The sequence below is a fragment of the Moritella sp. JT01 genome (genome assembly GCF_001574435.1).
GTDB lineage: Bacteria > Pseudomonadota > Gammaproteobacteria > Enterobacterales > Moritellaceae > Moritella.
In genome coordinates this window covers 103,617-129,192 of the sequence record NZ_LOCN01000024.1, presented here as the reverse complement: position 1 = coordinate 129,192, position 25,576 = coordinate 103,617, and the positions used below count along the sequence as shown (strand labels likewise).

The 25,576-nt window shown below is 39.7% G+C and carries 19 protein-coding genes; all 19 read right to left on the bottom strand.

Going from position 1 to position 25,576, the window contains the following annotated elements; all coding sequences use genetic code 11:
- Positions 1–29: 29 nt before the first annotated feature.
- On the bottom strand, positions 30–755 hold the full coding sequence (locus AKG98_RS17575; RefSeq protein WP_067048915.1) for a hypothetical protein: 726 nt from the start codon (positions 753–755) through the stop codon (positions 30–32).
- A gap of 49 nt (positions 756–804) precedes the next feature.
- Positions 805–1,518 (bottom strand): hypothetical protein, encoded by a 714-nt coding sequence (locus AKG98_RS17570; protein WP_067048913.1) that lies wholly within the window; start codon positions 1,516–1,518, stop codon positions 805–807.
- A 10-nt stretch (positions 1,519–1,528) separates the two neighbouring features.
- Entirely contained in the window at positions 1,529–5,071 is a 3,543-nt protein-coding gene (locus AKG98_RS17565; protein ID WP_067048910.1) for a toxin VasX, read from the bottom strand.
- Positions 5,072–5,092: 21 nt separating this feature from the next.
- Entirely contained in the window at positions 5,093–5,755 is a 663-nt protein-coding gene (locus tag AKG98_RS17560) for a hypothetical protein (RefSeq protein WP_067048907.1), read from the bottom strand.
- Positions 5,756–5,963: 208 nt separating this feature from the next.
- Positions 5,964–6,941, bottom strand: a complete 978-nt coding sequence (gene tssG / locus AKG98_RS17555; RefSeq protein WP_067048905.1) for a type VI secretion system baseplate subunit TssG — start codon at positions 6,939–6,941, stop codon at positions 5,964–5,966.
- Between the two features lie 15 nt (positions 6,942–6,956).
- Positions 6,957–8,792, bottom strand: a complete 1,836-nt coding sequence (tssF, locus tag AKG98_RS17550) for a type VI secretion system baseplate subunit TssF (RefSeq protein WP_067048902.1) — start codon at positions 8,790–8,792, stop codon at positions 6,957–6,959.
- Positions 8,793–8,880: 88 nt separating this feature from the next.
- Positions 8,881–9,372 (bottom strand): type VI secretion system baseplate subunit TssE, encoded by a 492-nt coding sequence (tssE, locus tag AKG98_RS17545; protein ID WP_067048899.1) that lies wholly within the window; start codon positions 9,370–9,372, stop codon positions 8,881–8,883.
- Entirely contained in the window at positions 9,372–10,220 is an 849-nt protein-coding gene (locus AKG98_RS17540) for a type VI secretion system accessory protein TagJ (protein ID WP_067048896.1), read from the bottom strand. The genes tssE and AKG98_RS17540 overlap by 1 nt, the downstream gene beginning before the upstream one ends.
- A gap of 53 nt (positions 10,221–10,273) precedes the next feature.
- Complete coding sequence (gene tssC, locus AKG98_RS17535) at positions 10,274–11,914, bottom strand: type VI secretion system contractile sheath large subunit (RefSeq protein ID WP_067048893.1); 1,641 nt, start codon at positions 11,912–11,914, stop codon at positions 10,274–10,276.
- A gap of 76 nt (positions 11,915–11,990) precedes the next feature.
- Positions 11,991–13,478, bottom strand: coding sequence for a type VI secretion system contractile sheath large subunit (tssC, locus tag AKG98_RS17530; RefSeq protein WP_067048890.1), 1,488 nt, complete (start codon positions 13,476–13,478; stop codon positions 11,991–11,993).
- Complete coding sequence (tssB, locus tag AKG98_RS17525; RefSeq protein ID WP_067048887.1) at positions 13,478–13,984, bottom strand: type VI secretion system contractile sheath small subunit; 507 nt, start codon at positions 13,982–13,984, stop codon at positions 13,478–13,480. The genes tssC (AKG98_RS17530) and tssB overlap by 1 nt, the downstream gene beginning before the upstream one ends.
- A 72-nt stretch (positions 13,985–14,056) precedes the next feature.
- Positions 14,057–15,247 carry a type VI secretion system protein TssA gene (tssA, locus tag AKG98_RS17520; RefSeq protein ID WP_067048884.1) on the bottom strand — a complete coding sequence of 397 codons (1,191 nt, stop codon included), beginning with the start codon at positions 15,245–15,247 and terminating at the stop codon, positions 14,057–14,059.
- Between the two features lie 36 nt (positions 15,248–15,283).
- Positions 15,284–16,069, bottom strand: coding sequence for a Stp1/IreP family PP2C-type Ser/Thr phosphatase (locus AKG98_RS17515; RefSeq protein WP_067048881.1), 786 nt, complete (start codon positions 16,067–16,069; stop codon positions 15,284–15,286).
- A 15-nt stretch (positions 16,070–16,084) separates the two neighbouring features.
- Positions 16,085–16,840: a type VI secretion system-associated protein TagF gene (gene tagF, locus AKG98_RS17510; protein ID WP_083544005.1), complete on the bottom strand. Its 756-nt coding sequence runs from the start codon at positions 16,838–16,840 to the stop codon at positions 16,085–16,087.
- A complete protein-coding gene (gene tssM / locus AKG98_RS17505) occupies positions 16,822–20,370 on the bottom strand; it encodes a type VI secretion system membrane subunit TssM (RefSeq protein WP_067048878.1) in 3,549 nt (1,182 codons plus the stop codon). The genes tagF and tssM overlap by 19 nt, the downstream gene beginning before the upstream one ends.
- Positions 20,371–20,376: 6 nt before the next feature.
- The gene (tssL, locus tag AKG98_RS17500) at positions 20,377–21,729 is read right to left on the bottom strand and encodes a type VI secretion system protein TssL, long form (RefSeq protein WP_067048875.1); all 1,353 of its coding nucleotides are present in this window, start codon (positions 21,727–21,729) and stop codon (positions 20,377–20,379) included.
- 70 nt (positions 21,730–21,799) lie between these two features.
- Positions 21,800–23,137: a type VI secretion system baseplate subunit TssK gene (gene tssK, locus AKG98_RS17495; RefSeq protein WP_067048873.1), complete on the bottom strand. Its 1,338-nt coding sequence runs from the start codon at positions 23,135–23,137 to the stop codon at positions 21,800–21,802.
- 53 nt (positions 23,138–23,190) lie between these two features.
- Positions 23,191–23,682 carry a type VI secretion system lipoprotein TssJ gene (tssJ, locus tag AKG98_RS17490; RefSeq protein ID WP_067048870.1) on the bottom strand — a complete coding sequence of 164 codons (492 nt, stop codon included), beginning with the start codon at positions 23,680–23,682 and terminating at the stop codon, positions 23,191–23,193.
- A gap of 55 nt (positions 23,683–23,737) precedes the next feature.
- Complete coding sequence (gene tagH / locus AKG98_RS17485; RefSeq protein WP_067048867.1) at positions 23,738–24,991, bottom strand: type VI secretion system-associated FHA domain protein TagH; 1,254 nt, start codon at positions 24,989–24,991, stop codon at positions 23,738–23,740.
- Positions 24,992–25,576 lie beyond the last annotated feature (585 nt).

The window sequence follows — 25,576 nt, the reverse complement described above, 5'->3', positions numbered from 1 at the left end:
TGCAAGTTAGTGGTGATAAATATCATTTTTTAAAAATCTAATTCACGCATACTCTTTACCTGAATTATTTCTTTGATTTCCATATGTTTTGACAGTTCCATAATTAATTCATCTTCTTTAGCAGGCTCAAAATAAAATCGACGTGATGCATACAATTCATCACTAGAACTCCAGATGCTTAGCACCCCATTATTTGGAACAACTTTAATCGTATATTCACCAATAAAATTTACACTCTTATGTTTTGTTTCGGCATGAAAACCCGTAAATTTAACGGCTAATAATGCCATTCCACCAGCACCTACAAAAGCAAGTGGGCCAACATATACAACAGTCGCCAAACAGGCCACCGCAGAGAACCATGCAAAACCACGCATGATTGTATAAGCAACATCAGGGATGGTGTCTTTTTCAGTATAAATGATACCTAAAGGAGTGAGCTTGTAGTGTATCGCCTTATCAGGACAAAATAGATAACGAGTCATTCCTAATAACATTAAACTAAAGATAATACCGAAAATAATGGTCCCTAAAGAATCGTCACCTACACCCATCTGAATAAATAATCCGCCTAAAAATATACTCATAACAGCACCACTAATCTTGATTACTATGTGCCCAGACACCATGAGTCGCCACTCATAAGTTACAGGTGCTTTTAATAATTTAGCATCTAAGATATCACGTAACTTACGCTCTTCTTGCCAGCGTAATTCATTTAATTCCTGTTCCGATATTTCGTCTGTTTTTCTCATACAGGATCTCAGTAACTAATCATTAATCATAGATATGTGAACTTAAGACTCAATTATAATACCCAAGCGCACGATGCCCTTTCACTTTTATTACTTGCTCGATATTTATATATTGTGATAATGCTACAAGTAATTCAGCTTCTTGATTCGGTTCGTAGTGGATTCGGCGAGTACAATAAATATCGACGGGCTGACTGCACAAACACATAATACCAGCTTTATTTAACGTCTTTATTTTATAATCTTTAGCAAATTGAACCGTAACAGTTTTCGTCACTGCATGAAAACCAGTAAATTTAACGGCTAATAACGCCATCCCACCAGCACCTACAAAAGCAAGTGGGCCAACATATACAACCGTCGTCAAACAGGCCACCGCAGAGAACCATGCAAAACCACGCATGATTGTATAAGCTACATCAGGGATGGTATCTTTTTCAGTGTAAATGATTCCTAAAGGAGTGAGTTTGTAGTGCATATCCTTGTCCGGACTGAATAGATAACGAGCCATGAGAAAGAATAAAACACCAAAAATAACACCAGTAATAATTAACCCTATAGAGTCTCTTGATTGACCCGCATAAACAAATAGACCACCAATAACTACACTTATAATAACGTTGGCCATCTTCATTATTATTTCTTCGGGTACAAGTACCTTCCACTCATAACTAACAGGTGCTTGAAATAAATTTTCATCTAAAATAGCCCGCAATTGTCTTTCTTCCTGCCAACGCAGTTCATTTATTTCCTGTTCTGTCATTCCATTTCCTTTATTCATGATGTCCTACTCTGCTCGTAAATAAGTTGGAACTACTTTCAATAGTTACTTGATCTTGTACATGTACAGTCAAAGAGCCTTCACTACCTGTCGCTTTATACTCTATTTCTGAATCGCCCGCGGGAACTACAATATCGACATTGAAGCTATCACGCTCTGCTTCTACAACAACGTCTACACTGTACTGCCATAGACCATCTTGCTCAGTCCAAGTCCCTTGATTTAAGTCATCCAATGTAAGTGATGCTACCGCAGGTATATCACTTATGTCTCTAATACGCGTTGATGTAGATACATAGCTGTGCTTGATTATGCCAACATCAACTTCATCATTTGGTTTAACCCCAGGTACAAAGATAACCAAACGTTTCTTATTAGGTTCACGGCCATAGCCCATCTTCTGTGCTGCCGTTTCTTTTTCCACTAACATGGTAATTTCAACCACTGGTTTACGAACTATTTTGTCATATTCAAGAAGTTCTTGTTCAGCCGTCCATTCGATATTTTGTCTCTTGCCCCATGTGCTTTTATTTACCCAGATCTCTAGAGGTGTTTTTTGTATAATACCAAGAACAACTGAAACAATAAGATAGACGATACCTGATACAGCCAAAACGGCTGTCATCCAAGGAAGGAAAATAGTTCCTAATGCTCTGCTACCAAATTGTGACAATAGCCAACGTACGGACTGAACACTAAATACGCCTCCTTGAACAGCCAATGCTCCTAATTTCCCCCATAATAATGAATCTTCCAATTCACTACCTGCATCATCTATATCATCCCAAGTCATCCAAGCTTCTACACCTGCTGCTACTAGGCCAAATCCAGCCATAGTTCCCATGCTGATACTAAACCGTTTCACCAAAGCACCATATGTATCATGAGACACTGCCTCCCGAAGCGATAGGGCTAATAGTGTTTCACCTTGATTCTGAACCTGCGCCCAATGTACGCCTCTAAACACATCACTGATAGACGAGGCAGTCCAAAAGAAAGTGGAAGCAAGATCTTTATTAATTCTAGATTTCTGTTTGTCATCCAAATAATCATAGCTATTTGCATAATCTTCAGCTTTATACAGTAGGTTAACAAAATTCAACATAGCTAACCCAGGTGAAGTAGCACCATATTTTTCATAAATAACTTGCGCTTTTTGTGTTCGTTTTGCCACTTCTGTGCCAGCAAGTTCTGCTGTACTTTGGCTAGATATAACATCTATCTGTTTCATCTTTTCATTTTCAAAAACAAGCAAATCAGGTTTATTTTCGATGTGAATGTGCTTTTGATTAACTAGCTTTTCAATTTCTATATCGATTGCTTCTTTCTTGAATTTTTTAGCGTAGAAAGAATTCCCTTTACCACTGGTATTTTTATTTGAATTTAAGTTCGCTTTGCTTCTAAGAAGTGGTTTAAGCCGATTGTCGATAGCATCAAGATCAGCATTAAATTGTTTCATCTTAATATCAAACTGCTCATTTAAGATGATAGAATTCTCCTCAATTGCATTACTTAATAATCCCAATCGTAGATGGTGAATGATCGAATCATTCACATTCTTTGATACTATAGAAGGCAGAGCATTAGTGAATAATGAGGTTTGCAACGACCCCCATGCCGAGCTAGCAGCTCCTTTTGCAGCTTCTTTAAAAGCACTGAAAGTTCGCTGAATAGCGGATTGAACTAGTGGATACCATGTTGACCCCTGAGCGCCTGCCACATTGAAACCCATAAGGGTATCAATTTCACTGAAGCGTCCCACCCACAAGGAACCATTTGCTGCACTACGTGCAAAGCTATAATTACCACTATCCGTTTCAGTTTTTAGTTCTCGGAATAATGACATTCGTTCTTCAAACTCTTTTTTATACTCAGTTGAAAAGCAGAAAGTAGTCAGTGATAACAGGTTGTCAGGGGATTGCTGAGTTAAAAATGATTTAAGACACGCACCACCGTCCTCATCGAGAGTGGTAAGCATAAGCATTGAAGTTAGCGCATTCGAAAGGTTCAATAGATAGATCATGCTCTCAGTATTTTCAACATCAAAGCCAAGCTTCATTGCATCAATACCAATAACTTGCAAACTTACTAATAAATCTTGATGAGCCTGTTTAATTAGCGGTAAGTTGACTTTTAACTTAGGTTCAATATCATCACAAAATGCATCTAATTCATCCCACCTAACTTCATCTTGATATTTATTTTTTTGCTGTGCAATAAAATCAAGATCTTGTTTTCCCGTAGATTCAAAATTATATTTTGCCAATAATTTATTTTTAGATTCCACAATTTTATCATCATACTTTTGGCCTACAGTTCCGAGCATATCTTGTGTCGCAGCATATGTTTGTGAATAAGCATTCTTAGCTTCAACCCGATTTAAGTATTCATTAAAATCAATGTTGAATTTACTTTTTAGTTTAGGGTTATCTTTAATTTTTGATGGTAATTCATCACCACTTAACTGTACTCTCGCTAAGCTCTTGGTAAACTGCGCCATTTCCCATTTACGAGTATTCTCTGCAACTTCTTCTTCCGTTGACCCCATGACCAGAGAGTGCCTTGCGTAAGGTTGTGCCAAAGCAATATACAGATCTTTGACATCGGCAAGGGAATCATCAAGCGCAACGATAATAGCAGCTGTGTTCTCTGGCAGATCGACAGTATGATCAACCTCTGTGCTTGCAGCCTTGTGACTAACCAAACCATCATTATTCCCCTCTAACTCAGGATAAGATAGCGGTGTACAGGTATTATTAAAGGTTTCCTCTCCTTCAATATCCACATCTGCAACTAATTCGCTTAGTTTAGTAATGTTAGCTGTGTGCGGTGCAACTTTGTAGTCACTCACATTCAACTGTCGCATCCATGCATCACGACTGCCAGCATCATTACTCATGTGTTCACAAACACGGTCTGTCCAACGCAATGGTGCAAACGCAATGGTCAGTTTATCGCTAGTGTTGTATAACAGAATACTTTTTGCGTCTCCAGCCTGACTGGTTGCGTGCTGATCTATCGTATCCCATTCATATTTGGTATACGTTGACCCTGTTATTTGGTATTCGTCTAATTCACTTTTTGTGTCGTTATACACATATAGCCAACCATCACGTAATTGACGCAAGGTATAATCACGCATACCACTCGACATCAGCCCTGACTCTAAGTTAGTTCCGGTGCTATCGAGTTGCTCACGCTCTTCATCGAGTGATTCAGCCATTTTGTCAGAAAAAGCATACCGGACAGGTAAAATACCGATCTGCTGGCCACCTGAAGAAGGGATCTGTTTTTCTTTAACCAATCGATAAACTTGTACTTTTCCTTCTGCCGCAGGTACAGTTTTCATGACTTTATTAGGAATAATTATCTCATCGCCAGGATGGATTATATTAGGATTTGGGCGTGATTTTTTGAATTCGCTATTGAGCTCATGATCATATATGGTCTGATAATTACGAAAACCAAAACGACGAGCAATGAGAGTAAGGTTATCACCACTTACAACTGTATATACACTAGATTTATCTGACATTATCAATCCCTAACGTTGTCATTATGACCAATCTCCGCTATCAAACTCTGGAAAACAAATTTTTGCATTCTTATATTCGACACCACAAAGTTTCACGTAACCGTCAGTATCTAATTGTCCATTAACTTCATCTCCAGATGCCAGCGTGACTAAATACGCGGCATTTGCCATCGGTACATCATCATGGTCTAGCAATTTAAATTCTAACAAAACAGGCTGCTGCGCGGCAGCACCTTTTATCGTTCGACTAGATGCTACATCTGGTGAATTAACTGGTGTAATAATTGGTTTTGATAGAGGTTTACTTTCAGCAGCTAGAGAATGGCTTTCTTGTTTTGTTGTTGTCGCTTGAAGTGTCCTAACTTTACTCACCAATACTTCATTACCAATACCCATTGTCATCGATAGGTTTACGTTACCACGATGATCTATCACACCATCAAACTGTGCTCGTGGCCATTGTAATAAAACAATGTGGCCTAGAAGGAGTTTATCAATTACACGAGCATATTTATCTTCTGGCAACGTCATGAAATCAGCATGAGCATTATGCCAATCAAGATCCCAAATCTGGGTGTGATAGAGATGCAATTCACGAATTATATCCACAGCAACGTGCGGTCTTAATACCATTTTAAGATCTGTGGGTGTTAAATCACTTAATAATATTAACTTATAAGACATTGCCAAATCCGTTTAGCGAAAAATTTAATTACCATGATGTTTAGCAATCCGTGGGAAGGTATCGCCCTGCACTACCGAGTATTGTTCTGCCATTATCAATCCTTAATACAACAATTTATTGGGAATAGCCGTAACGCCATCCCGTAATAAAGTCAGCTTATCATCAATATCAATGGCTTAAATATGAAAAAAGTATGAAATTTGTTAATTATAAACACACTTTACGAGGCTGACAACTCTTTGATTCGTCATGCAACAACATCGCACCAGCCCCCAACTGCATTTCGACTGAGCCTAAACGCGGCTTTATAATCGCATCATAATCAGCTTCCACTTTTAAAGAACTTTTAATTGCAGGGCCAAGATACTTAGCGACTAGGTTTTCAATAACCTTACGTGTTGCAGAGTTAGGTTTTAACTGGTCAAAATCCCTGCCATCACGGGGTTTTATCACGATATCAATCTTGCTGCTAAGATCCCACATATTATCACCAAGCATACTATTAACCCCTAAACAGGCAAATGCTCCTTCAGGTTGCTGCCTTGAGCATAACCGCGTAACTTCATCATCGCCCATGTTAACCCACTGACCTTGCAGTGTCTTAATGACAACTTCACCATCAACGATCTCTTGCAACATGTTGCGCAGGTTGGCTTCATTACGGATAGCATGTTTAAAATAACTGGCGAAATATAACGCTAAGTCGTCTTCAGCACCGATTAAATTACTGAGTGCCACACTGATTGGATCTGTTGGCTTGCACGCATTCTGTTCATACCCTATTGCAAATCGGTATTTCTCCCAACTACGGTAGTACAAGGCAATAATGCGGTTATTAAACATATCAAAAAAATCACACAATGCATGATCTTTATGCCGAATGCGTTGGAGTATGGCCTCGGTATAATGAAATGGCAGTACCCCATTCATTCCAGTCAATCCTAAGAATGTGACGGCGAGATCTAACTGGTGACTGTCAGTAACCTCAGAAACCTTGTTAATTGGCGCGCCTGCATAACCCACTTGCTGAGCGACCGAAAAGCGAACGGCTTCAAGGCTCGGAAAGTTATCACGTCCAATAGCACCATGCTCAAAACCAGCCCGCTTTGCGCGGTTTTGCAATGCATACACGGCTTGGTAAAAATCATAATCCTGCGGGTATTGTATTAAATCTTTGTCTAACATATCGCTTCCCTCAGCTTATAATAAAGCACGTTCGCCAATCCGCGCTGGCCATTGATGATATAACTGCGTACTGCCGTTACAAGTGACCTTAAGACGGGTAAAGCTATTGATCGCAGCAAACAATGCAAAGAAACGATCTAAGATTGTTGCGAAGAAGAATAAATCATTGTCTGGAAAACCAGCAGGATTGAGTGTTAGATTAATATCACTGCCATAACAAACGCCCATACGACCTTGTATCAGTAACTTGGCTGTAGAAGGCGTAATCGTTAATCCCTCAATATGTTGGATTTGAGTATTACTGGCCGCATTGTCTGCAAAGTTAAATAGGTGTAATAAATCACGTAGTTTATCTCGACCTTCATTCCCAGAGAAATGCTCGAGGCTAACTAAACGTAATAGCTGCCAGCGGGTTGCTTTACCTAATTCAGGTCTGACTGACGCGGTGAAAGGTGTCATGCAAGTGGCACTTTGTACCATGTGACCACCGGATGGCGTATGTAATACAGGGTTTCCCCCACCATAAGGCAGTTGTACTGGCAAGTTACGATTAGAGCAAAGCCCGTGTAAACTTAAACGCTGGCGACTGCCATTTTCCGCGATATCCGTAAAACTATTAAACTCACGATCAACGACTGATAAGAATAACTCTGTGCCTTTTTGTGCCACGCCACCAGACCAATTTGAATGCTCACGCCTTGCAACCCAAAAATGTTTCACGTCTTGATAACGTGGATGAGTCTGACTATAAAAAGGACCGAGCCTCATTTTATCCATCTCGCTGTCATACAAGGCAACATCTGTAATCGATATAACTTCAGAACATGATTCATCGCGGTTATCTGCAACAATCCGATACTCATATACACTGGGGTCCAATACAACGGGCTCTAACTGCTGTTCAAAGCAATTGATGATCGGCGTGCAGTTTAATTTCAGACTGTCCTGATTAATATTTGACTCAAGCTCTGGCGAAGACGCTGAAAAATAAAAGTGAAACTGCACTTCATCTTCATACTCTGGTGTTAATTTAGAGAGCAAATCGACTAATTCAACAAACAAAAACTTTTGTGGGAAAGCAAACTGCTCGACTAATAATCGATAACCATCAAACGACTTCTTGCCATAAGGTAAAACAGATTCGTCATGCCCAAAGCCGACCGCTGAAAGGTGCCTTGATTCGAGTGTTTTACAGTGACTTAAACCGTCTTTGGTACTGATACCAATACCAATAAGATGCTGAAATAAATGTGTATACAGTAAAAATGCATGCTGCAGTTGACCACCAAGATAAAAGCGTAATTTGTCTGGGTTAACCAGCGATAAATTATCACCTGCAACAAAATGCTTTAGCGTGAATTGCAAGACGGATTTAGGTTTGGTGTTCCAAGGTGAGTCAGGCGCATTGAAAGGTGCATTCTTAAACTGAATATCTTCGATTTTTAATGGTTTAACATCCGTGTTATAACACGTTGTAAACTCACAAGCCTTGTAGCCAGCAACATGGGTAACAACACGGCTACCTTGCTCAAATAAGCTACCATTACTGACAATGTCGTTCACATTCAGTTGGCAAATACCAAGCGACGGGATCGTAACTTGATAATCAGGTGCAAGCTGCCCTAATAACGCATCAGTTAATTCAGGAAAACTGTCATCAAGTTTTTGTCTAATCTGTGCGGTTAATAACGACACGCCTTCAAGTAATCGAGACACGTGAGGGTCTTCGACTGAATCATCATCAAGCTTTAATCGACCTGCTATTTTAGGGTATTTTTTAGCATAATCAGCGCCCATTCGTCGCAGGTAACTTAATTCACGATTATAATAACTTAATAAATCATCACTCATACGTACAGCCTATGGTTATTTTTTATAGCGATATCAACAGCAGAAAATAATTACTTATTTGCTGCAGTTGCGATTATAAATTGGATAATTAGTACAGATTATCTGTTACCGAAATACCCAGATAAACGGGTTCAACTTCAGACTCTAAACTGATTAGTTCCGGATGCGGTTCTGCGTGCATTAAAGCTTCAATTCTTAGCTTTAATGATCGGTCAATGTCATCATTAATGTCGACAGGTTCTACATTCACTTCGATAATACGAGGTTCAAAACGCATAATGGTTTGTTTAACTTGAGCGCATAATGCAAGCCTTCCATCAAGGGTTCCTACAGGAAGGCCCGAAAAATCGGGTAAACCATAATTAAATAATGAATCGTCGAGTTCACGATAATAATGTGGCCAATTCATCCATTTTATTTTCGAATTAAGTAAATTTTCGAGGTCACGCTTCATTGAACGACGTAATGCGCGTACTGTTATGCCTGTGCGTTTCTCTTGAGCATTACTGATATTCGGTTCTAGATCGATAAGCTTATCTAATAACGACGCTTCGATAAGCTGCTTATTATGAATGGCCATTAAGCTAGCTCTGCTTGTGATGACATACCTATATTTATGTCTTGGTTATCTTGGTTATCATGGTTCTCTTTATTCTCTTGGTCATAGTAAAAATCCGTCAGCTGAACAGCTGATTCACCAATTAATAGCATTTTATGACCAACACCTTGGTACATAATTAAACCGCCGTCTTCAGCTTGATTGATTGGTTGCCAATCCGTCTCACGTCCAAGTTTTTCAGCATCTGATTGACTACTTAGGTAAGTGAGAGGTATGAATGCATCACCGCTTGGTCCGTTTTCGATATCAATGTGAACACGACGCCATACTTGCTCTAGAATTGAACTTGCAGGTTGCCATTCCAACATAGTGATTTGTGAGAATTTAACTAAGTAAAATTTTCCATTTGTTCCAAGCACTTCTAAATAGCCAGCCAAACTGTCATCAAGATCCCGTGGTTGAGTCGGACTATGAAGATAACGCGCGGCTTCTAAAGCGGTACATTGACTCATAATGTCAGCGGGATGGTTGTCTTTAATTGCAACTTGCAATGCCACAATCGCGTTCAACTCTGCGTCAGCATCACTAAATACTTCGGCCGTTGCCCCACCTTGCGAAAAGTCAACGCGAGATTGCTGCGCTCGAATAAGTTGTTGGACATTTTTACCACCAATCGCGGTTTCGGGTGCTTGATTAGTTAACACGTTAATTTGTTTATCGGCTTTATCTAGCTCGCCATTAATACATAGCAGCTCGATATAAGCACTGCGAATATCAGTATCAAGTGGTTGTTTTTTTAATCTGACCTGACAATAAGCGATTGCGTCTTGTAACTTACCTGTTGCAACTAACTGTTTTATTTCTTGCATGTTCATATCCTTATGCATGTCTAATCTTTTCAAATTTTAGCTTAACGTAACGGCTAAACCGTAACGTCACTTGCTGCCAGTTCCGTAATTAAACGGATAGATGACACCATTTGATCTAATTGAAAATGTGGTTTTAAGTGAATGACAGAATAAAAGTGCCCTGTTTTCCCTTTCACTTCATGTACTTCTACCCGCGCTTCGCACAAAGGCCGTTTAGCCCTGACTTCATCTGAAGCGCTTCCTGCTGCTGCAGTATATCCCTGCAGCCACTTTTGAATATCATTCTGTATCTGCTGCGCAGTCAAATAACTGCCCACTTTTTCACGACCTATCACCTTAATTGCATGTGCAAATCGTGATACGCAGAGAATGTATTGCAACATAGTCGCTAGTCTAGCGTTCACTTGTGCGATTTTCGTGTCTGCCGTCACTTGCATGCCATTGTGGATATAATTTACCGCTTTCTGTACTGATGAGTTACTGAAAAAAGCGAGCTTATCTGTGTGTTGTAAAATTGACAACGGAATGAAGCCAGCTTCTGAAAATTGCTTTTCTAATCTCTCACTCACAAACATATTCAATGGAATTTCATTACGGCGTTTATACACATCATTATTCATATTGAGTGATGATTCTGCGCCAAGATAATGATGAGGAAATTGATCAACCACCCCACGGTTTATTTCACCTTGATTTACCCCTCTGATCTGAGCAAACCATTTTGAACTTGCAAAAGACCGCATTAATATAACGGCAAACGCGTAACCTATATTGCCCCATAAGTTATCTTTTTCAGCATCCTTAATCCGCTCACGAAAACGAAATTGATGATGAAAACGACCGTCATCCAAATAAGGCCGCCGCATTAACATATAAGGGACTGTTAGCCCGAGGTATCGAGCATCTTCTGTTTCACGTAACCGTCGCCATTGTATATACTCAACTTGTTCAAAATGAGCGTTGATATCAATACCCAATCCTAATTCTGAGAAGCTATTAACGCCGAACAGTTGTGGGCTTGCAGAAGCCACAAAAGGTGCAAATGCCGCGGCTGCTACTTGCGTCATATTACGTAGAATATCGATATCTGATAACGAATTACCCGGTTGAATTCGATTAGTAATTTGATAATCGCCAAGAAGTAATCCAAACGGCTGACCACCCGCTTGTCCAAATTCGTTACTGTAAATAAGGCGATAAAGGTTACTCTGATCAAATTCGATGGCACGGCTAAAGTCTCGTGATATTTCCTTCCATGAAATACTGAGCATACTGACTTGAATTATCTCTTCCCGATCAATGGCTTGCTCTTGCTGAACAAGATAATGAACGCCTCGCCAACTCGCCTCAAGTCGTTGGAATTTATGATGATGAATAATATTGTTCATCATCATGTTCATCGTTTTATCTAAATCTGTTAATAATTGAGTTAGCGTTGCGTTAAGTTCTAGCCTGATATTTCCATTTGTTTTTAAGCCATTGTCTACGAGCCAAACCAATAATTCTTCAATAATGATATCGTCTTCAACATCCATTTGTTGTAAAAAATCTTGCTGTAACAAATCAGCAGGATTCAATACAAAATCACTATTCGTTTGATCCTTAGCATTTTGATTTCCAGTCTTCGATGTTTGAATAGCTATTGTTTCGGGTTGTTTGATAACGGCTTTTTTTATAACGGCTTGTTGCATCATGTTACTCCTTTAACAATATGCATCGAATGAAAGTAAGCAGGTTAAACACACCTGCTTACTGTTTGTTATTATTACTTTAATGACCTTCTGGAATTTTAGCCACGAGACGTAATGACGAGCTTAACTCTTCCATCTGTAGCCAAGGTCGCATCCATGCGATAGCGTTATAGCTACCAGGTTTACCCGGAACTTCTGTGACTCTAACTTTCGCATCCGCCAGTGGGTATTTCGCTCGAATTTCTTGACCACCACCTTCAGAGGCATTAACAAAACCTAAGATCCAACGATTCAACCAATTCTCAAGATCCTTCGCTTCTGCAAAACTACCGACTTTATCTCGCCCCATCACTTTAAGGTAATGCGCAAAGCGAGAGGTTGCCATAATATAAGGTAAACGAGTGGAAATTGACGCATTTGCTTGCGCATTCGGATCAGAAAATTGGGCGGCTTTTTGACAAGATTGAGCGCCAAAAAATACCGCGTAATCTTTGTCTTTATAATGGCAGATTGGCAAGAAGCCAAGTTTACTCAATTCAGCTTCACGACGGTCGGTAATGCCAATTTCGGTTGGGCATTTTAGCGTTGGATCACCATCGTTACTCATGTAAGTATGTGTCGGTAAACCAGTCACTTTACCACCGCCTTCTGCACCACGGATCGCAGTACAAAATCCATATTTTGAAAATGCTTCGGTAAGACGAGAGGCTAACGCATAGGCTGCATTTGACCAGCAATAGTTATCATTATCAGCAGATTGAGACATATTACCATCTTCTGACAGCGCAAATTCTTCGTAACGGAATTCCTCAACGGGTGACGTTGCCTCACCATAGGGTAAACGCGCTAAAACACGCGGCATAGTAAGCGTAACAAAACGCGAATCTGCACTGTCACGGAATGAATTCCATTTGGTGTATTCCAATGACTCAAATACTTTACTTAAATCACGAGGTTTATCCATTTCATTCCATGAATCAAAACCAAATAATTCAGGCGCAGATGCGGACAAAAACGGGCAGAAACCAGACGCAGAGACATTAGACATAAGTGAAAGGCATTCAATATCTTCTGGGTGATTACTAAATTCATAGTCACCGACAATAGCACCAAATGGTTCACCACCAGCGATACCAAATTCCCCTTCATAAACCTTTTTGAAGATCTGACTTTGATCAAACTCAACCGCTTTACTCAAATCTTTGTGCAGCTCTTTTTTAGTTATCGTGATTAAACGCAGTTTCAACGTACCGCCTGTATCTGTACTTGAAACCAAATTATGCACTCCGCGCCATGATCCTTCCAACTTTTGAAATTTATCATGGTGCATAATCTTCGCTAATTGCTTTGAAATTTTCTCATCCAGTGCTGCTATCGATTCATTGAATGTAACCGTTAAGTTTTTATTCCAACTCACCGTACCCTTCAATGCTTCTTCCGTTAAGGTTTTGATCAACTCTTCCGAACGCGATATTTCGGTTTGCTTTGTTGCTCCGATTACTTGGTCAAGTATTGAAACCTGCTCTTCTGTTGACTCGAGTTCTTGTGCTGCTGCAAAATCTGACATTATGCTTTCTCCCCAAGGTCTAACTCATTTGCTAATTTGTCTAAATCAGCACTGTTGCTTAATACTTTTTCTAAAATATTTTCTAACTCTTCAGAACGATCCACTTTTGTCATTAAATCTCGTAACTTATTACGTGTTTCCATTAATTTACGTAATGGTTCAACTTGGTTAACAACTGCAGCGGGTTCGAAATCAGATAATGAATTAAACTCAAGACTAACACTCATTTCTTCGCCATCTTCATCAAGCAAGGTGTTGTCTACTTTAAATTCTAACTTCGGATTCATTCGCTTTAATACGTCGTCAAAGTTATCTCTATCGATCTGAACAAAACGACGATCTTTTAATGGTTTTAACGAGCTTTTGTTTTCACCCGCAAAGTCACCCATAATGCCAACCACAAAAGGTAATTCCTTTTTGGCAATTGCACCACCGGTTTCAACATCATAGGTAATATGCACCCGAGGGGTACGAACTCGTGATAATTTTGACTGTACGCTTTCCATAGCTGTTCCTTAAATTAAGAGGTAATGATTATCATTACTTATGTATTGGTATTTACTGCTGAGTTTAATCTTTTATGTCTCTTCACTCTGGGCTATGCCAGTAAGTTTGAAATAATCCGTTCTCGCACTGGGGTCACTGACTAATTCTGCGAGTAACTCAGGCAAACTAAGTTCACTCCAACGTATCGCTTGTGCTATCGCGTATGAAATTGGTGAGTGAGGCTCTGTTGTACGAAAATATTGTTCAATTTTATGTAATGCTTTAATCGCTTCTTGCCTATTATTCAACGACTGTTCCATTTGCACAAAGTCATAACCATTCGTCGGATTAACACGCGCTGTGGGTTCAGACTCGTTATATAAGTCTGCTACATCAGCCGTGTCATCACTATTTAAATCATTAATTGACTCAGATTTATCAATCTCGATTTGAGACTGCGCATTAATCACGTTAAAACGTTCTGTCATAATAAAGGTAAAAATATTCTGACAATTTTGTAATTTTCCAGATATTTTTGACGTCGGTTGAGCATTACCTGACATCACTTCATCCATTTTGTCTGACAATTCACTAAAGGCCGAAATGGCGTCTTCAATATCGTGCTTTAGTTTAATTAATTCTTCATCGCCGATTTCGGTTAACGCTTCCTTGATCTGCTTCAATGAAATAGCGCCGTTTTCAATTTTGTTTTTTTGTTTATCTGCACTTAAGCTGTTTAGTTGGCTTGCTTGTTCAATCTGCCATGTTGCATACCGTTCACCAGATAAGGTTTCAACTAAAGGGATGGATAAGATTGGCATTAACAATACCCCTTCCCCTTCAAAACCATTAAGTCCAAGCAACGGGGCAATGCGAGTTTCTAATCCATCTTCGTCGGGGCTTGGATACAATCCATCCCAGAAGTGACTGATCAGTTGGTGTGCCAACTTGAAACCGACCGCTAATCCGGCAAAGCCATCGGTACGGCATAGCGCTTCAATTAACCAAGCACAATACTCAAGATCTTTCGTTTCATTGACGAGTATTTGTGGTATGTCATCTTTAATCGGATTCCACTCTCGTACAAAGTCAGCCGTCGTTTCGTCACCATCTATACCAATTAATGCATTTCGTTCATTTGCACGAGTGCGTGTACGAATGTCTTTCAAACGATAGTATTGAGACAAAGGTGACGTGTCAGTGCGAGGATCAATACCACACAACAATTCGCCATTAATGGGCTTTGCTACATCTTCGATAATTTGTTGATTTAATACTGACATCTACTACATCCATGTAAGGTCGATAAAGACAAACTTTTAACTAAATAGCGGTACGGTAAGATCATCATCTTCAGCACTGTTAAGCTGACTCTGTCGCGATACCGACACTAAGATTAAGGTGACATTATCCTTTGCACCTTTACCCAGTGCAGCGTGCATGAGCGATGAACCGGCGTTTATTACGCTATGCTGCTGTAACTGCTGCGCAATACTTGCATCGGATAACTCACCTGTTAGGCCGTCACTGCAGAGTAATAGCATTTCACCTTCGATAACCGGATGTGTCACATGATCAATCTCGATATCTTCAACTACACCTATTGCACGAGTGATGACATTACCCATCGGGTGTTTTTCTGCCTCATCGGCGCTCAACACTCCCTGATCGATTAGTTCGTTCACATGGGAATGATCTCGTGTGATTTGCTTTAAATCTTGATGGTAAAAACAATAACCTCGACTGTCTCCAGCCCACAGCCAATGCGCCGTATTACCATCAATCCACAATAGAACAATCGTTGTACCTGCCGTTTTACCCGCAAGTTGGCTATGACTATAAGCAATGATTTTTTCGTTTGCTGTCAGTATTGCTTGCTTTAATACGTTAACGGTAATGCCACGATAAGCGTGTTCATTTATATAAGTATTGATTGTTTCGACAAGGATTTGGCTCGCCACATCTCCTGCCTCATGTCCTCCCATGCCATCAGCAACAACCCAAATATTTTGCTCTGGGTATTCTAATAAACTGTCTTCATTTATTTTTCTCACAGCGCCAACATGAGTTTGACCAAAAGATTGTAAAACTATTTCTGTTAACATCTCGATTTACCCTTCTTAAGACCGAGTCCAATTACCATCTAGCATGCCAGCATAAGTAGCTGCACTCGGCATCCCAGAGAAAACTAGTGTACAAGGATCGATCTTATCTGAACCCGCTGTCCACCATATGCTATAACGATTAAACTGCTGATTTAATGTCTGTTGTAATAAACCAAGTTGGTCACTCCCAACATCTCCCGTTTGCTCTCCGACCGCCGTTAGCAACCAATTTTGCTGGTGGCTATTCGGAGATAGCAAAGTTTGCTTATACGGCGTCATGGGTGTGACATCAAGGCTTAGCGGTGCTAGTTTTTTATACCAATTCAGCAAGACACAGTTGTCATCTAATATCGTTAACAATTGCTGCTCGTTTTGCTGAAAAAATGCCTGTTTCTGCCAGAACTGTAATGGGTCTAGATCCGCTTGATAGAACAAGGTAAACGGATAATATCGCCCGACGTTATCCACGCTTGGGATCAAGGTGCCAGCGAAACTGCGATCTGCACACACGCCGCCACTCACTGCAAAATGCCAAATAGGTGACGTTAAATAATTATCTAGCCACTTGCCTTGCAATTTTTCTCGGCTGACTGCAAGCGCTGCTTGCACCCATTCGTTCCAAGATTGTTCTAAGCTTGGATCAAGACCTAGGCTAACAAAATCCCCTAAACTCGGAATTTTTCCGCAATATCCCGTGATGATATCGACCGTTTTAGTATTCATATTGGCACTATTCATTAATTGTTCGTCTATTACAGCTTGGCCGGACATGAAAACGCCTCCAATTCACGTGTTTTAAATGGGGTCGAAGCGCTACCCGCGATCAACTGAATCTTCGCTACATGACCCTGAACTTCAATTTCTAACATGTTATCTTTTAGGGTTTTTGGTCGCTTAGCCACGATGTCATCTAAGAACCGGAACCAAGCCCAATCACCTTCGTATGACTTTTCGACCGTACGCATGTAGTTTGCAGGTGTAAATATCACTCGGGTTTGTGCGAAGTTTGCCGAACTTGGCCAATGATATTCAGTCACTCTTATTGGGTCATGACGATAAACAAAATTTTGGTCATCAATTTGCAGTTTAATTTGCTGCATATCGCGATCTAAGTAGTTTGCTTTCAATGCAAATTGAATCTCTGGTGTACTACCAGATTCAAAAAATTCATTTTTGATCTTGTACCACTTTCGGAACACGGCTAAAGACTTATTACTTAAACCAATATTATTCTTAAAGGTCCAACGTCTAGCACCCATTCGTACATGAGGTTTAATGTAAGTCTCAAAATACTTAGACATGGTGCCTTCGGGACTAAAGAAGCGAGAGAAATCTCTGATCCTAACTTCATCCTGCGCACTACGCTTAAACGGATAACGCCCACGTATACGTTTTTTATATTCGTTATATACCGTACCTTGCCATACATCATTCAGATGATAACGTGAGCTTTGTAATGATATTTGTGTTGTACTTTCGACAACACCTTTAACCATTGCAGCAAAAGGCGATGGTAGATCTTCAACAAGCTTATCCAACTCAGCAATAGGTTCTCCGGCTTGCCTTAGGTTTACATGCTGTCGAATTATTTTGTCTCCACTCGTTTGACCTCGACTCAGTTTCGCTAAAAGTGCATGCACCTTCTTCATCTGTGTTTGAACTTGTAATACATCGGTATCTTCCAGCCCCAATATCCCTGGAAATACGTTTTCAACCGATTCACCAGGTAATGCGATATTAATGCTGACATCTTGTGGCATATACTGCTTGAAGCGGTTGGTCGCACTTGGCATTTTGTGCGCGGCTATCGCTCCTGCTAACTTACCCGCTTTGCCCGCTGCTTCTGATGCTGGTAGCTTTGTTAGCTCAATATTATCTTGAATCGCTGTTAATAGTTTTTGTATTGGTTGATCAGGCCCCGTCAACACCTTAGTGATGTAAGCACCTTGTGATGCGGTGTCAAATGGTTTAAGTGCAACATCATCAATTAAATCACGCCAATAATAACTGTACTCTTTAAAGTAACGTTCTTTGACCTGCTTAATGATTTGCTCTTCAACATCATCCCCCATACCTTTAACTTCATCACCATAAACCCAACTATCTTTTGTTAATACTTGAATGATTTTTTTGTGTTCCGCGAGGAATACTTTATAAAAACCCTCGTAAGTAAAAAGCGCAGGTATCGGTTTACTCATCGACTCACCACTGTGGCGATAAAACAGCCCTATGCTTTCATTTGGTAAGACGTTAGTGAGCTTAAATTCACCGAGCTGATGTTGCTTTGACTTTTGTTGAATTCGAGCAAACGCGCGTTCAGCTAAAGGCACTGAGAGTAGAATTTCTCTGGCTTCACTTACCGCCAATGCGTTGTATGCAGGTTCTATCGCGCTACTGCTTAATAACACTTCTAAATGTTCATTAAGCGCTAAACGCATTACTTTGTTAACATCACCAGGAATGTTATTTTCTAAGTGGAATGAAAACCATGATTTAATTTGTTCTGCGTTATAGTATTCACGCTCAAACAACATTAAGTAAGTCTTTAAGGTTTCATATAAATAATCAATATGTGTTTTATTGTTCGCCATATCGCTGACTAACGATTTAGATACATATGACAATAAATATTGCTGCAGTGCCCGTTGATACACTTCGTTCGTTGCCTGCGCTAATCGGTCACCTTGATACAAGCCTAAATGATTAGGCCAACCGTCAGGCAAATTACCTTCATACCCCGTTGGAAGATTACGCAAAATAGTTAATCCGTTCGCTAACGTAATGAGATCACTTGACTCAGTTAAACCGCCATTTGCATTCTGTTTAAATACCTCAACACCGTCGCTAACCTGTGCTGATAAGGCTTGATTCCAGTTTGCACTTGCCCACCAGCTTGCTCCCAATACAGCCGAAGAAACACAAATCGATGTAATTGCAGTACGGCGTAACCAACGATTCTGACGCGCGTGTTCAGTATTCACAGTTGCAATATTTTGCTCTGCAAAAATGACATCGTTAAGTACAGACTTAAGGAAAAAACCTTTCGGTTCATTATGATTAACAGACAGAGGGGCGCTTGGTTTCAAACCAAAACCACTCGCCATTTGACTACTCACGCGATCGATCGGATTACCGGCTTGATGGCCACTCGCGATGAAAGCACCACGTAATAGCGGTAATTTTTCAAATGCATTGGGTGCAAATATCTCTTTTAAGAAATCATCTGCGGCCCCTTGCAACATGCGTAACTGTTTTGGAAATTCATAAATTAGCGCACGGACTTTCGGGTCTCGCTCACCATTTAAGCGCTGTAACATGCCTTCATTAACTTTAACGATAAGTTGATAAAATTCTTTATTAAAGAGTGAAACGACACCTTGTGCATCTTCACTGCTTTCCATCGGAAAAGTAAATCCCCACGCTTGTTCACGCTCTTCCTCACTCAACTCTGCAAAATATTCATTAAAACCAGCAACGAGATCTGCTTTGGTGAAAATGACATATATCGGAAAAGTCATACTCAATTGATTTTGTAATTCTTGAATTCGTTGCTTAATGGCACGCGCATGGAGATTACGTTCTGTTTGCGTACAGGTTAATAAATCTGACAAGCTCATCGAAATGAGCACACCATTGATAGGTTGCTCTGCACGATAACGTCTTAACAGCCCTAAAAATCCAAACCATGCTCTTGAATCAGTCGCACTCCGACTGTCTTGAGTCGTATAACGTCCTGCGGTATCAATTAATACAGCTTTATCAGTAAACCACCAATCACAATGACGAGTACCAGCAATGCCGGCCAATGCGTTTACACCCATTTCTTTCTGCAAAGGAAACTGCAGTCCAGATTGCTGCAGTGCTGTCGTTTTACCTGAACCAGGAGGACCGATAAGCACATACCAAGGCAGCTGATAAATACTTTTACCTTTGCTCAATTTAGCGGTGCGCAAAATATTAATCGCTTGTTTAAGTTTGTCTTCAATCGCTGAAATATCTTGCTCTGCTGCAATATCATCTATTTCATTGTCTTGCCCTTTGATCATCTCGCGAGCTAACTTATTATTTTGGCGTTTTACTAAAACCTTTTTGACGAGTAAGCTTGCGACCCAACATAAAAATAATAACGCTAAAAAAAACAACCGATTTATCACACTTGCTAGTGGTGTTACGCCATCAATAGCAATGAGAGGTCCAGCCAACCAAACACAGACGACAATGGCAATGATACCTATAACAATAAAAAGGGTTTTTAACGTTAATAACGCGAATAATTTCGATATACGTTGTTTAAATGACATCTTTTATTACCTCAAAATATCGATTTCGACACGACGATTTAACGCGTGCTGCTCATGACTAATCGTAGAACCAGCAACTAATGGCTCTGATGACCCGCGACCTTCAGGTAATAACCTGCCACTTAAACGAGTGTCTTTGGCTAATACATCTGCAATGCTTGTCGCACGAGCAAGTGATAAATGCCAGTTTGAAGGGTATCGGCTCGAGATAATTTGTTGTTTATCCGTATGCCCAGTAATTAAGATTTGCCCTTGCGTTGATTCGAGTGCACGCGCAATTTTACGGATGATAGGTTGGTATGCAGGACTAATTTGATCACTACCACTGGCAAATAAATCAGCGCTAATTAAGCGGATGCTTATACGATCAGACAGTTCTTGAACAACAACAATGTTCCGGCCAATTTCTGTTTGTAATAATTGTTCTAACTTTAATGCTAATGAACTGGCTCTGACCGCTGAGGTGGCTTCCGGCTTACGGTCAACAAGGTTCAATACTTGTTGGTAAACTAAATCGGCATTTTCATTAACATTCAAACGTAAGCCTATAAAGCTCGCAGCAAGTAATGCAGCTGCAATTGATGCTGTAACCCAGATAGGTAATTCGAACTTGGCTTTGACACTACTCACTTGAACTACTTGTAAGTTGTCAGATAAACGCTTTTCTCTGCGTCCATGATGGTTTTTTAAAGCAAGTCCTAAGTTATCGCGTAACGATTCAATTAATTGTTCTGCGTTTTTAGTTACTCGGTATTTACCTTGATAACCAAGTGACAAACATAAATATTGTAATTCGACGACAAATACCATTTCGACCATATTCGCGACTGATTCGTCCAATAACTGATAGAAATGCTCGCCACCAAACGTTTCATGATAAAAATGACTTTGCAGTGAGTTTTGCGCCCATGCACTGTTACGCCCCCAAGGCATTGTCATTACAGTTTCATCAATAAATGCACAAACACAAAATTTAGCGGCATCAATGAGTTTATTATCCGTTGTTTCTGTTTTTCCACTTAACTTATTTTCATATTTTAATGCATGTAATTGACGCTCATATTTATCCACTATATCGATGCACTGGCCATGTAATACATCCACTTTTTCGTATTCATTATTAACCCTAAGCTGGTTAATCAAGGATAGGATCATCCCTGCGTGTTCAATCAAAGGATTCGCGCCAATGGTTAAAATTGTCTGATTAAACGCTTTATGCTGTGGCTGTACAAATAAGGTATTATTGTCATCTGCTACAAGACCTGGCTTGGGTACAGCGTTGGCGACAATACTAGACGGTGTTGGTACGGGTTGACTCCGACCTCCAGGCCTAGGTTTAAATATTGTTTTTTCACTCATACTAGTCTATCCCTGCTTGCTGCTAAACGGTCCATGTTAACGTTCAATGTAAAATGTCCTGCTGATATACTTATTGCTTTATTGACCACAACTCCATTGCGAGCCCTGGAAACTGTCCAGATAAATGGATAGCAACACCACCACTACTTTTTAATTTATGCCAATATTCACTACTACTATCTAATTGGAAATAAACACTCCCCGCATGGTAAGGAATTTGCCTTGGGGCAACAGGTAAGGATGTAACGCTAATGCCTGGAAGCTGTACATTAACCAGATCTCGAATCAGTTCAACCGGGCCAATTTTTATTTGACCCGGTAGGTTTTTTGTTACCTCTTGTACCGGCATATTTGCTTTTACAGCCAAGACTAAAATACTATTTTCCAGCACACTCTTGTCTGCAAGTTGTGCTACATAAATTCCAAATTGCTTTTCAATGAGCGCTAATCCTACCGCAGTATGATCAACCACAACACTCAAGGTTTGAGTCAATAACGACATACAACTACCGAAGGTTTCAGCTAAGTTATCATGCTGATATAAAGGCATTTTCGCTGCTCTTTTTGTTTCACCGTAAAAGGTCGATAACTCACCCGAAATCGAAATAAACAGTTCAAATAATCGCTCAGGATGCAATGTACGCTGCTGTAAATTGTGCATCAATAATGGTTCTATTCGATTTAAAAGTTGCAGCATCATATAGTCTGCAACTGTAGATGCTTGCCCCTGCCCCTGGCCTTTTGTTAAACGCGCGGCAATGGCTTCAGCGCGCTGCACGACCATACCGGTAACTTCATTGATATAGTCAACGAGATGGGCAACTGATTTAATACTCATACAAGGTGCGATAAATTTTTTATCAAGTCTTATATCACCTGTATCGCTGACATTAATCACGCGCGCAATCGGAATCGTTACATAACCCGTGAGATCTTGAGTTGCGAGTTTAAATTCAGCACTTAGTTTAGCCATCGCAATTGATTCAACGGGTAAACTCTCGAGTGATGTATCAATTACATCTTTATAGACATTTAAATAGCGGACTATAACGTCATCATGTTCACTGTTTGTGATATTAAGACCGGTGCTTTTATCTATAGGTAATGCCAAAACGATATTGCAATCAGTCGTCCCTGGAGGTATAAGCAACGGCTGTGGTAATCTTGCCTGTGATGGCATCTTAATGTGTGTTCCATCATTAAAAACACCTTCAAAATCGGTTAACGAAAAACGCCCTAGACTTAATAAATCATCATCAGTACAAAGTTCAATAACCCCCCATTTGTGAGAACCTGAAGCTTGCAATAAGCGTCTTTGTACATAACCATGATGTCGGTCTTGCTGCTGAAAATGCTGGGGGCGAAGAAACATTCCTTCACTCCATGCAACTTTACTGAAGTCACTCATCACTGTAATCCCCCATACTGGTATCTATCATCACCGCGTCATTAAATTGCTTATTAATCACGAATAAACACACTTAGTTTTTCTAAATACACATTGAAATCGTCGTACGCTTTAGGGTCAACGGCTATTACATCTCTCCAGCGTGAGTTTTCAATATCTTGATAAGCAACGAGTACGGCTATAAATCGTGTATTTTTGTTTAATTCACGTTCATATTTTAGCTGTTGGCCAGGGTTGAATACTAACTCTTCCTTTTCAAGCAGTTCTGGTCCAAGTATCTCTTCGTAGTCTGAATACAAGCTGAAGAAGTCGGCTGTTTCAATCGGCCCACGACTTGCTAGCTGAAATATTTTAACAACGACTGGTGATGGGCGCGTTTCAATGTCAGGATTTAAACTCCTAGATGCAACAAAATTTAATGTTGTCGATGGCGTTATTACAAAGTTCATCATCGAACACCCTGCCAGACTACTTACCGCTAGCATTGCCATGCACATAAGAACGATGCGATTAAAGCGATTACTTTTTAAGTTTAATAATTTCATGTATCTGCCTGTGTTAATATTATGGTTTTAAATAAAGTCGGTTTATTACAAAATATCATTTACCCTGCTTCTGCCTTTCTTCATAAGCTCGAACAAACGCGTCAGAAAGGATGCTTTCACGGTTAACAGTGATTTCGTTGCGGATATCTTCATGCATTTCAATAAAATTACGCCACATTTTCTGCTCTTTACTACTACGTTTAAACTTACCAAAAAATCCTTTTTCGTCTTGATCCGGGACCATATTATCTGGCGATAGCTGCTCTAAAACACCGACAACCGCTCCCTCTAGACCTGCCCGCATGCTCTGTTCATGCTGACGTAAATCACCAAATGCTTCTGTAATCGCTTTGTTTGTCGACATAAAACTACCATTGGTGCGCAAATATAAATTACGAAATAAGTCATCAACAGAAGCTGAAAATTTGAATGGGTTATTTTCTTTAATTTGAAACATGGTGTGATTAACGCGGAACTGATTTTTAAATGAAGCTCGGTCTCGTAGTGAAGCCATGAGTTCATCATTTATAGTTCGGATTGATGATCCAAGGTCAAACCACCATTCCTCATCATCAATAACAGGTGACGATTCAATGCCTAGACCTTTAAGAAACGCGGCCATTTTATCTGTGTTTTTCGCTTTAGATTGCGGAGAATCGTTAACGACTTTTTTGCTTACTAACGCGACTTCCTCATCTTTTTTTGTCGATGGTGCTTCCTGTATATCGACAACTGGTTTTGGTGCGATTTTAGGTGCGCAGGCATTTTGCCCATCATTCGCCCAATTCCAATCGTCAGGAATAATGTTGCTGTCTAGTACTAAACTATCCTGCAATTCACTGCCGATTAAATAGGGGTCGCTTACACTCGTCAGATTAACCGAGTTATCATGATTGACTCTATCTTCTTCTATATATACAGAAGAATCATAAGAAGAAAAAAGAGGTGACTTTGAGTTTGAAGGCAGTAAATGATCATCTGATAATTCGGCCTCAATGGTCACTTCAATTACGTATTCGCCAAGAATAATTTGCTCGCCAGATGCCAATGTATGGCGATTTCCTTTACCAAGAGACTTGGTAGACTGATTAACGAATACACCATTTGTCGATACATCTGTAATATAATATTTACCCATCACTAACGTTAATTCAGCATGTCGACTGGATAAAATTTTATCGCTATCAGGTAGTACCCAATCATTTGAATCAGAACGACCAATTACCGCAGATGCACCTTCTAATTTAAAGGTTGCTTGTAAATTAGGTGATAATTGTTGATAACTTATTACAGATAAAAGCAGTCCCATTTGTCATTCCTTGACTTATCTATTGTTAACGCTAAATAAATATCCAGCTGGCCCTATACATTTATCAATGTTATTAACTTCTAAGTTCATGAAGTTTTGTATTTAATACGTATTGATATAATCATAAAACCAAATAAGTACAACCAAGTCAAACAAGCTGATCCGCTACATTTACAATTTAAACAGATATCTAATACTACATTTAATACTATTTCCGGTAAATAAATGTGTATGCTGATTGTCGTTAATGAAATACAAGAATTTATTATTCGGTAAAAAAATACATTTTCAATCTATTACGAAGGATCATTTTAACCGTATTTAGACCCGTAAGTTAACAGAACGACGATCGCCCACTTAATCACATAAAAAACAACAAGTTATTACGTTAACACTCAGTTTTAAAGATGATAATAAATGAACAGGTAAATGATGGAACACTTTATTCACTATTGACAAAAAACATAATAAAAATCGTAATTACAACTTATTTTCATTTGCTCATATTAAAGTTAACTAAAGTATTAATTTTAATAAAAAGCATAAATCAATACAAAAGAACTAGATGGAACTAGTACTTTTAAT

Bases quoted from the DNA above. Each gene is read 5' to 3' on its own strand.
- tagH (WP_067048867.1), bottom strand. From the start codon at position 24,991: ATGGGACTGCTTTTATCTGTAATAAGTTATCAACAATTATCACCTAAT.
- tssB (WP_067048887.1), bottom strand. From the start codon at position 13,984: ATGGAAAGCGTACAGTCAAAATTATCACGAGTTCGTACCCCTCGGGTG.
- tagF (WP_083544005.1), bottom strand. From the start codon at position 16,840: ATGTCCGGCCAAGCTGTAATAGACGAACAATTAATGAATAGTGCCAAT.
- AKG98_RS17560 (WP_067048907.1), bottom strand. From the start codon at position 5,755: ATGTCTTATAAGTTAATATTATTAAGTGATTTAACACCCACAGATCTT.
- AKG98_RS17575 (WP_067048915.1), bottom strand. From the start codon at position 755: ATGAGAAAAACAGACGAAATATCGGAACAGGAATTAAATGAATTACGC.
- tssC (WP_067048893.1), bottom strand. From the start codon at position 11,914: ATGATGCAACAAGCCGTTATAAAAAAAGCCGTTATCAAACAACCCGAA.
- tssG (WP_067048905.1), bottom strand. From the start codon at position 6,941: ATGTTAGACAAAGATTTAATACAATACCCGCAGGATTATGATTTTTAC.
- AKG98_RS17565 (WP_067048910.1), bottom strand. From the start codon at position 5,071: ATGTCAGATAAATCTAGTGTATATACAGTTGTAAGTGGTGATAACCTT.
- tssL (WP_067048875.1), bottom strand. From the start codon at position 21,729: ATGAGTGAAAAAACAATATTTAAACCTAGGCCTGGAGGTCGGAGTCAA.
- tssF (WP_067048902.1), bottom strand. From the start codon at position 8,792: ATGAGTGATGATTTATTAAGTTATTATAATCGTGAATTAAGTTACCTG.
- tssJ (WP_067048870.1), bottom strand. From the start codon at position 23,682: ATGAAATTATTAAACTTAAAAAGTAATCGCTTTAATCGCATCGTTCTT.
- AKG98_RS17540 (WP_067048896.1), bottom strand. From the start codon at position 10,220: ATGCAAGAAATAAAACAGTTAGTTGCAACAGGTAAGTTACAAGACGCA.
- tssE (WP_067048899.1), bottom strand. From the start codon at position 9,372: ATGGCCATTCATAATAAGCAGCTTATCGAAGCGTCGTTATTAGATAAG.
- tssC (WP_067048890.1), bottom strand. From the start codon at position 13,478: ATGTCAGATTTTGCAGCAGCACAAGAACTCGAGTCAACAGAAGAGCAG.
- tssA (WP_067048884.1), bottom strand. From the start codon at position 15,247: ATGTCAGTATTAAATCAACAAATTATCGAAGATGTAGCAAAGCCCATT.
- tssM (WP_067048878.1), bottom strand. From the start codon at position 20,370: ATGTCATTTAAACAACGTATATCGAAATTATTCGCGTTATTAACGTTA.
- AKG98_RS17515 (WP_067048881.1), bottom strand. From the start codon at position 16,069: ATGTTAACAGAAATAGTTTTACAATCTTTTGGTCAAACTCATGTTGGC.
- tssK (WP_067048873.1), bottom strand. From the start codon at position 23,137: ATGAGTGACTTCAGTAAAGTTGCATGGAGTGAAGGAATGTTTCTTCGC.
- AKG98_RS17570 (WP_067048913.1), bottom strand. From the start codon at position 1,518: ATGACAGAACAGGAAATAAATGAACTGCGTTGGCAGGAAGAAAGACAA.